This is a genomic window from Bradyrhizobium sp. (assembly GCF_049581145.1).
Classification (GTDB): domain Bacteria; phylum Pseudomonadota; class Alphaproteobacteria; order Rhizobiales; family Xanthobacteraceae; genus Bradyrhizobium.
Map to the genome: position 1 here is coordinate 1 of NZ_JBAURI010001243.1, position 2,885 is coordinate 2,885.

The 2,885-nt window shown below is 63.1% G+C and carries 3 protein-coding genes; 1 reads left to right on the forward strand and 2 read right to left on the reverse strand.

Annotated features, from left to right (window positions below):
• Positions 1–2 precede the first annotated feature (2 nt).
• Positions 3–170, reverse strand: a complete 168-nt coding sequence (locus WCB02_RS39460; RefSeq protein WP_423967813.1) for a hypothetical protein — start codon at positions 168–170, stop codon at positions 3–5.
• A gap of 67 nt (positions 171–237) precedes the next feature.
• Positions 238–1,578 (reverse strand): ABC transporter substrate-binding protein, encoded by a 1,341-nt coding sequence (locus tag WCB02_RS39465; protein ID WP_423967816.1) that lies wholly within the window; start codon positions 1,576–1,578, stop codon positions 238–240.
• 426 nt (positions 1,579–2,004) lie between these two features.
• Between WCB02_RS39465 and WCB02_RS39470 the strand changes: the two genes are divergently transcribed.
• Entirely contained in the window at positions 2,005–2,763 is a 759-nt protein-coding gene (locus WCB02_RS39470; protein ID WP_423967818.1) for a Spy/CpxP family protein refolding chaperone, read from the forward strand.
• The last annotated feature ends 122 nt before the right edge of the window (positions 2,764–2,885 follow it).

The window sequence follows — 2,885 nt, forward strand, 5'->3', positions numbered from 1 at the left end:
CCTCACAGGTGATCGTGATCGATTCGTTGCGCTTTACCCACTTGCTCGTCGTCATGCCCGGGCTTGTCCCGGGCATCCACGTCGCGGGCCTTGCGCTGCTGCGCGACGTGGATGGCCGGGACATAGGCGAGCGAAGCGACGCCGTCCTTCGGACGGCTATGCCCGGCCATGACGCCGATCGGGGCGCCGCCGACGCCTCTTGGTGGCGCAGTCGTCCAAACGCGGCGGCGCCACATCTCAGCTCCGCATGAAGCCTTCACACTCGTCTTCCGCCCAGGCGAGCGTCTGCTCCATCGGCATGCCCTGTGCGTATTTCAGGCACATCTTGGTCAGCGTGGCCTGCGCATAGATCTGCTGCGCGACCTTCGGCGGGGCAGGCGAGGCCGCGATCGACAGCACCTGATGGTTATAGGGATTGGGATAGTGGAACAGCGTGCCTTTCGGCGGCTCGGCCTCGGCCCAGACTTTCAGCGTGGTCAGCTTCTCGAACGCCGGCAGGTCGTAGCCGCCGCTGGCCTCGACCAGCCGCTCGATCGACGCCGGCTGCGACAGATGCGTGAGCAGGCTCTTGGCGGCCTCCTTGTTCTTCGAGAAGTTCCACAGCGTCAGGAAGTAGGGCAGGAACGGCGCGAAGCGACCTTTCGGTCCCGACGGGAAGCCGTGAGTCCAGCACTGCTCGGCCACCTCCGGCGCGTCGCGCTTGGCCACCGCCCAGGCGCTCGGCGGGTTCATGATCATGGCGCCCTTGCCGGCGATCAGCCATTTGTTGTTGGACGCATCGTCCCAGGCCGCGACATCCGGCGGCAGGAAGGCGATCAGCTTCTTGTAGTATTCCAGCACCTGCCGGACATTGTCGGTCTTGACCGTGACGTTACCCTTGGCGTCGACGAGCTCAGCGCCGAACGCCTGGAACAACGCGCCGGCGGTGTCGACGGAGTCGGAGGTTTGTCCGAGCCCGATGCCGAACGGATAGCCGCCCTTGAAGCAGGCTTCCGCCGCTTTGAGGAATGTGTCGGTGGTCCAGTTCTCGGCCTTTGGCGGACTGCCGGCGGGATACATTGCCTGCACGTCGATGCCGGCGTACTTCTTCATCAGATCGATGCGGGAACAGGGGCCCTTGATCTGGCTGCCGAGGCAGGTGGGGACGCCGAACCATTTGCCGTCGAGTTGAGCGAGATATTCTACGGTGCCGTTGACCTTGCCGTTCTGTTGGATCAGCGGTTCCATCACGTCATTGACCGGCTCGAGCAGATCCGACTGCGCGTGCGGCCACCAGGTCGGCATCGCCAGGATGTCATGGCCCGACTTGGCCTCTGCTTCGGCGGCAATGGTGACAAGGTTCTTGTCGCCCTGGCTCGTGATGTAGTCGATCGCGACGTCGACCTTCTCTTTCGCCGCCCACTCGTTGACGAGCGCGGTCGAGGTCTTGTTGGCGCCGGGAACCCAGTGATCCCAGAAACCGATCGATAGTTTTCCGGCGGCATGGGCGCCGCGGACAAAGGGCGCGGTGATCAGCGCCGCGGACGTGGCGGCAGTGGCAGCGACGAATTGTCGGCGGGTGAGCTTTCTCCGTGACATGGCGTTCCTCCCTGGTGAGCCAATCGGATATGCCGGAAATCTCGTTGTTGTTGTTTGCTTCACGGCCGAAGCCGCGGCGTCGTTGAGATCTCGCTGACGCGATCAGATCAGAATTGATGGCCTCTGTCGAGAAATCCGCTTCTAGAACTAACGTTGGTAGTGCGAGCGCGAAGCCGCAGCTGTACTTGTTGCGCCGCACACCGCTTGCTCTGACGCTTCGTCGGTTTCGCGTTCGACGGCATCGCGCGCTCGCTGCGGGAAGCTCAGCCAAAGCATTTGCTCGGCGGCTTTACTGATCGTGGACGGTGGCGGCGGCGCGGTAGACGATGCCGCTGCGGACACGCTAGAATCGAGCATCAGGCCGCACGCCTGCCGCGCTATGATTCAGCCCTGTCAAATTCCAGATCGATCATGGAGACCCAACCAATGACCAGCCCGCTATCCGGCTTGCGCGTGAGGCTGAAGCTGTGCGTCGCGCCTGGCATGGCCATCATCATGCTGCTCGGCACTCAGCGACCTGCCGAGGCGCAGGGCCTGGTCAAGGGCGTGGAGCAGGGCGCGCGCGAAGGCAACCAGGCGGCAGGTCCGGTCGGCGGCGTGCTGGGAGGCGCGATCGGCGGCGTCGTTGGCGTCGTCACGGGCGTGACCGGAACGTTTACCGGAAACAACGGACAGCCGGCGGCCGAAAGCAAGCCGGGCGATGCCAAAGGCGATGCAAAGGCGGCGAAAGGGAATGCGGACAAGGCCGGCACCAGCAAGTCCAGCGCAAGCAAGGCGGCCAGACCGGGCAAGCCGGTCCAGGTGCTGACGCAGCAAGGCGCACCACAACTCACCGCGGAGCAGATCGTCGCCAACAACGATGCCGACATCGATCGGATCAAGAAGGAGCTCAACCTGACGGCTGAGCAGGAAAAGAGCTGGTTCGGGTTTTCAAGCGCGATGCATTATCTCGGGCACAATGGCGCCGATCGCCTCAACCTGCGGATCGCGCGGGCCAAGCGCGATCCGCCGGACGACATCGTCGAGCAGATGCGCAACGAGGCGCAGTTTCTGGTCGATCGCGCCGCCGACCAGCGCAGTGTCGCCGACGCCGCCGAACCGCTCTATGCGAGTTTGGACGACAAGCAGAAGCAGGTTTTTGTCCAGGAGATGGTGCGCCTCAGCCATGAGCGCGGGCTCGACTAGACGGAAGTTGCGTGGCTTTCCGAGCCTAAGCGGCTGATAATATTTGCACAACCTTGTTTCAGGCATGTTTTATGTAGCCATGTAATTTAGTGATTTAGCTTGACGAGGTGAGTTGCTCATGA